Source organism: Tabrizicola sp., from assembly GCF_036781545.1.
GTDB lineage: Bacteria > Pseudomonadota > Alphaproteobacteria > Rhodobacterales > Rhodobacteraceae > Tabrizicola.
Genome location: NZ_DAIQAT010000203.1, coordinates 1 through 5260, shown reverse-complemented (window position 1 = coordinate 5260; position 5260 = coordinate 1). Strand labels below are relative to the sequence as shown.

5 protein-coding genes and 1 pseudogene are annotated in these 5260 nt (G+C 69.7%); all 6 read left to right on the top strand.

The annotated features are described in order from the left end of the window. Positions 1-243, top strand: a pseudogene (locus V7Q39_RS19055) (ABC transporter substrate-binding protein); the annotation flags it as partial. Between the two features lie 99 nt (positions 244-342). Continuing rightward, positions 343-726 carry a hypothetical protein gene (locus V7Q39_RS19050; RefSeq protein ID WP_333818191.1) on the top strand — a complete coding sequence of 128 codons (384 nt, stop codon included), beginning with the start codon at positions 343-345 and terminating at the stop codon, positions 724-726. An 89-nt stretch (positions 727-815) separates the two neighbouring features. After that, positions 816-2102, top strand: coding sequence for a short-chain fatty acyl-CoA regulator family protein (locus V7Q39_RS19045; protein ID WP_333818190.1), 1287 nt, complete (start codon positions 816-818; stop codon positions 2100-2102). Positions 2103-2327: 225 nt separating this feature from the next. Then, on the top strand, positions 2328-2705 hold the full coding sequence (locus tag V7Q39_RS19040) for a response regulator transcription factor (RefSeq protein WP_333818189.1): 378 nt from the start codon (positions 2328-2330) through the stop codon (positions 2703-2705). Beyond that, entirely contained in the window at positions 2702-2962 is a 261-nt protein-coding gene (locus V7Q39_RS19035) for a hypothetical protein (protein WP_333818188.1), read from the top strand. The genes V7Q39_RS19040 and V7Q39_RS19035 overlap by 4 nt, the downstream gene beginning before the upstream one ends. Before the next feature lies 1 nt (position 2963). Continuing rightward, positions 2964-5260 (top strand): histidine kinase dimerization/phospho-acceptor domain-containing protein (locus tag V7Q39_RS19030; protein ID WP_333818187.1); only part of this gene is annotated, 2297 nt, incomplete at its 3' end.

The following is a 5260-nucleotide window of genomic DNA, read 5'->3' as shown; positions in this document are numbered from 1 at the left end:
GCCGCGCAGATCGTCATCGACAACGATGAATCGGGGGCGCAGTCGCTGGACCACCAGAAATACATGATGTCCGAGGTGGCGAAGCTGACCGCGGGCGGCAATGGCGCGCTGGACCCGGCGGATTTCGACGCCACGGTGGCCTCGCTGCTGGCGGCGGTCTCGCCCGAGAACCCGGCGATCACCAAGGCGCCCGAGGGCAAGGCCTGGACGCATGACATCACCGACAAGGCGCTGGCCGAATAATCGTTTGATTTGTTCGGACTTGGCGGGCGCGGCCGGGACGGTCGCGCCCGTTTTCTTTACCCTTTTGCGGTTCTGCTGAGCGCCAAGAGAGGGATAGCAATGAAGGCGATCGGGATCGGGCTGACGGCGGTGGCCGTGGCGCTTCTTGTGACGGTCTGGTGGCAGGGCTTCGCCGCTCCGGCGGGGCTGCTGTATGGGGCCGGGACCGAGGAGGCGGAGGCGGCCTATTGTCTGGCGGTGGCGGAACGGATTTCGGAGATCACCGGGGGCCGGGGCGACGCCCGGCTTGAGGCGCATCTGGACGAACAGGTGGATTTCTGGCGTCCGCGCGCGGGGCCGAGGCCGGGTCTGGGCCGGGCGGCACTGGCGCGGGACAGCACCGCGCCGGGGGTGAACGAGGGTGCGCATCTGCATCTGGCGGTGCAGGATTGCGCTATGCGGGCGGTCAGCTTCTACGGGCACCGCTTCGCTGGCTTCGAGTGAGCCGCGTGGGAATGGTACGCTGGCAGGCGCGTTGACAAGGCGGTGTAAATCGCCCCTCATCGCGGCCAATTCTTTTTCCGGGCTGACCCATGCCGCTTTCCTCGCTGACCGGGACCAAGCTGCGCGACCGGCGCCTTGCTGCGGGGCTGCGGCAGGCGGAGGTCGCGGCGCGGGCGGGGATTTCGGCCTCCTACCTCAACCTGATCGAGCACAACCGCCGCAAGGTCACGGCAGGGGTGATGGAGCGGCTGGCCGATGCGCTGGAGATCGACCGGACGGCACTGGTCGAGGGCAAGGATGCAGCGCTGGTCGAGGATCTGCGCGCGGCGGCAGCCCGTGGCGGGGCCGTGGGAGAGACGGGGGTCGAGGTCGAGCGGGTGGAGGATTTCGTCGACCGCTTTCCCGGCTGGGCGACGCTTCTGGCGGCGCTCGACGCGCGGGGTCTTGTGCTGGAGCGCGCGGTCGAGGCGCTGAACGACCGGATGACGCATGATCCGCACCTGTCGCAGTCGCTGCATGAGCTGCTGTCCTCGCTGTCGGCGGTGCGGGCGACGGCGGCGATCCTGGCCGAGACGCCGGATCTGGAGCCCGACTGGGCGGCGCGCTTCCATCGAAACCTGCATCAGGACAGCGAGCGGCTGGCGGCGGGGGCCGAGGCGCTGGTGGGATTCCTCGACGCCGGGCAGGGGATCGAGGAGCAGGGCATCGCCGCGCCGCAGGAAGAGGTGGAGGACTGGCTGCGGAGCCGGGGCTGGGCGCTGTCGGATGCGGAGCTTGCGGGGGGGCTGGCGGCGGATATCGCCCGGCTCGCCTCCAGCGCCGCGCGAAGCCTGGCGCGGTCGCATGTGGCCCGCGCGGCGGCGGATGCGGCGGTGATGCCGGAAACGGCCTTCGCGACCGCCCTGGCCGACCTGGGGCCGGACCCGCTGGCACTGGCCGAACGCTTCGGCACCTCGCCGCTGGGGGTGATGCGGCGACTGGCCGGGGTTCCCGCTTTGCAGGCGGGGCTGGTGGCCTGCGACGGTTCGGGCACGCTGACCTTCCGCAAGCCCGCGACCGGTTTTCCGCTGCCGCGCTTCGGGGCGGCCTGTCCGCTGTGGCCGCTTTACGCCGCCCTCGGTCGGCCGATGCAGCCCTTCGAGGCGCGGGTGCAGATCGCGGGACAGAGCGACCGGCGGCATCGGGTGATCGCCTGGGCCGAGACGCGACATCCGCAAGGCCTGCGGGGGCCGGAGCTGCGCGAGGCGGCGATGCTGATCCTGCCGGACGAGGGCGCGGGGCAGGCGGTGCGGATCGGGTCGAGTTGCCGGGTCTGCGCGCGGGGCGACTGCCCGGCGCGGCGCGAACCGTCGATCCTGGCGGCGGAAGGGGGCTGACCTGGCGGCTTTTCGCGTGACTTCGCCGGACTCTGCTCCTCGTTCGACTTTGTCTTCTCCTCGCGAACCGACGGCTCCTCGTGCGACTTCGTCTTCTCGTCGCGGGTGGGGGCATGCTGCGAGGAGCGACGAAGGAGACGACGAGCGGACCGGCAGGCTTTGACAGGCGGCCCGCTTTCTGCCGATAGTGGGGCAGGGCGACCGAAGATCGCCCGGGGGGAGAGTGTGGCACAGCATGTCCTGCTGATCGAGGACGAGCCGAACATCGCCGAGGCGATCCACTTCCTGCTGACCCGCGATGGCCTGCGCGTCAGCCATGTGGCAGAGGGGGTGGCCGCGCTGGCGCTGCTGCGGCAGGATCCGCCGGATATGGTGATCCTCGATCACATGCTGCCCGGCCTTTCGGGGCTGGAGATCCTGACAGCGATCCGCGCCGCACCGGACAGCCGCAACCTGCCGGTGATGATGCTGACGGCGCGGGGCCGCGACCGCGAGATGGCCGAACGCGCCGGGGCGGACCGTTTCATGACCAAGCCCTTCTCCAACGCCGAAATCCTGGCCGAGGTCCGGGCGATGCTGGGTCGGGGGCTGGGCCGCGGATGAGGCGCCCGAAGCGCCCGCTGTTCCTGGCCCGCGCGCCCTACCGTCGGCGGCGGCTGCGCGATGCGGCGCGGCTTCTGCCGGTGCTCGGCGCGTTCCTGCTGCTTCTGCCGCTTCTCTGGGCGCCGGAGTCGCGGATGTCGCTGACCTCGGGCGACGTGATCTACTTCTTCCTGGTCTGGCTGGCGCTGATCGGCCTTGCCGCGGCTTTCGCGCCCGGCCTGCGCAGCGGCGAGGGCGTGGACGAGGAGGAGGACTGAGGTGCCCTTCAACCTGCTGGTCCTGGCCTGCTTTCTCTATGTCGCCTTTCTTTTCACCGTCGCCTTCGTGGTCGAGGGGCGGGCGGCGAAGGGGCGGCTCGGCTGGCTGCGCTCTCCCGTGGTCTACACGCTGTCGCTGTCGATCTACTGCACCGCCTGGACCTTTTACGGTGCGGTCGGCTATGCGGCGCGGTCGGGGCTGGAGTTCCTGACCATCTACTTCGGACCGACGCTGGTCTTCATCGGCTGGTGGTGGCTTCTGCGCAAGCTGGTCAGGATCGGGCGGCGACACCATGTGACCTCGCTCGCCGACCTGATCTCCTCGCGCTATGGCAAGTCGAATACGCTGGGGGTGATCGTCACGCTCATCGCCGTGGTGGCCGCGACGCCCTATATCGCGCTGCAATTGCAGTCGGTGGTCCTGTCCTTCGGCGTCTTCGCCAGCGCGGCGCCGGATGGGTCGCGCCCGCTCGACCCCGGTCAGATCGCGGTCTGGGTGGCGGTGGGGCTGGCGTTCTTCACCATCCTGTTCGGCACCCGCAACCTCGACGCGCGCGAGCAGCACCACGGCATCGTCACCGCCATCGCGGTCGAGGCGGTGGTGAAGCTGGTGGCGCTTCTGGCCGTCGGCAGCTTCGTCGTCTGGGGCATCGCCGGGGGAGTGGCCGACGTGATCGCCCGGATCGACGCGGCGGACCTTGCCGCCTGGCAGGTCGCACCGGGGCGCTGGACCGGGATCATCTTTCTTTCCGCCGCCGCGGTGATCTGCCTGCCGCGCATGTTCCAGGTCATGGTGGTGGAGAATGAGGACGAAGGGCATCTTGCCCGCGCGAGCTGGGCCTTCCCGCTGTATCTGATGGCGATGAGCCTGTTCATCGTGCCCATCGCCGTGGTGGGGCTGGAGCGGATGCCGGCGGGGGCGAACCCGGACATGTTCGTCCTGACCCTGCCCTTGGCCGAGGGGCGGGGAGGGCTGGCGATGCTGGCGTTCCTGGGCGGATTCTCCTCGGCCACCTCGATGGTGATCGTCGAATCCATCGCCCTGGCGACGATGATCTCCAACCATGTGATGATTCCCCTGTGGCTGCGGCTGCGGCCCGGCGCGGGGGTGGCGGATGACCTGCGGCAGGTCGTGCTGATGGCGCGCAGGCTGGCCATCGCGGCGGTGCTGGCGCTGGGATATGGCTATTATCGTGTCTCCGGCGGCTCCGCGGCGCTGGCGTCAATCGGGCTGATCGCCTTTCTGGGGGTGGCGCAGGTCCTGCCCGCGATGCTGGGCGGCATCTACTGGCGTGGCGCGACGCGGGCGGGGGCGATCCTGGGGCTGGTCACGGGGCTGGCGATCTGGGCCTATACCTCGTTCCTGCCTTCGTTCGGGCCGGGCGCGGTGCTGCCGGAGACGGTCTTTACCGAGGGGCTGATGAGCCTTTCCTGGCTGCGTCCGTATTCGCTGTTTGGCACGGAAGCCATGGACCCGATCATCCATGCGCTTTTCTGGTCGATGGCGCTGAATGTGCTGGCGTTCTGCCTCGGCTCGCTTCTCACCTTTCCCGGCCCGGTGGAGCGGTTGCAGGGGGCGGCCTTCGTCAATGTCTTCGAGGGCGCGGTCGGCCCGCAACGCTGGGCGCGGGGGCGGGCAGACCCCGAGGCGCTTCTGGCGATGGCGCAGCGCATCCTGGGCGAGGAGGTGGCGCTGACCCTGTTCCAGGCGGAAGCGCGGGCGCAGGGCAAGGAGAGCTTCCTGCCCGATCCGACTCCGGGGTTCCTGGACAGTCTGGAGGCGCGGCTTTCGGGTTCCGTCGGCGCGGCGACCGCCCATGCGATGATCGGCCAGCTGGTGGGCCGGGCGACGGTCACGGTCGAGGATCTGATGGCGGTGGCCAGCGAATCGGCGCAGCTGCTGGAATATTCCGCCCGGCTGGAGGCGCGGGAGACCGAGCTGACCCGCACCGCGGGCGCGCTGCGCGAGGCGAACGAGAAGCTCATGCAGCTGTCGTTGCAGAAGGATGCCTTCCTCAGCCAGATCAGCCACGAGCTGCGCACGCCGATGACCTCGATCCGCGCCTTCTCGGAAATCCTGACCGAGGGTGAGGTGCCGCCCGAGAGCGTGATGCGCTACGGCCGGATCATCCATGACGAGGCGAAGCGGCTGACGCGGCTTTTGGACGATCTTCTGGACCTATCGGTGCTGGAAAACGGCGCGGTGCAGCTGACGGTGGGGCTGGCGAGCCTGCAAGGCATGATCGACACCGCGCTGACGGCGGCGCGGGCGACGCGGCCCGACCGCGAGTTCCAGGT

Bases quoted from the DNA above. Each gene is read 5' to 3' on its own strand.
- V7Q39_RS19045 (WP_333818190.1), top strand. From the start codon at position 816: ATGCCGCTTTCCTCGCTGACCGGGACCAAGCTGCGCGACCGGCGCCTT.
- V7Q39_RS19050 (WP_333818191.1), top strand. From the start codon at position 343: ATGAAGGCGATCGGGATCGGGCTGACGGCGGTGGCCGTGGCGCTTCTT.
- V7Q39_RS19035 (WP_333818188.1), top strand. From the start codon at position 2,702: ATGAGGCGCCCGAAGCGCCCGCTGTTCCTGGCCCGCGCGCCCTACCGT.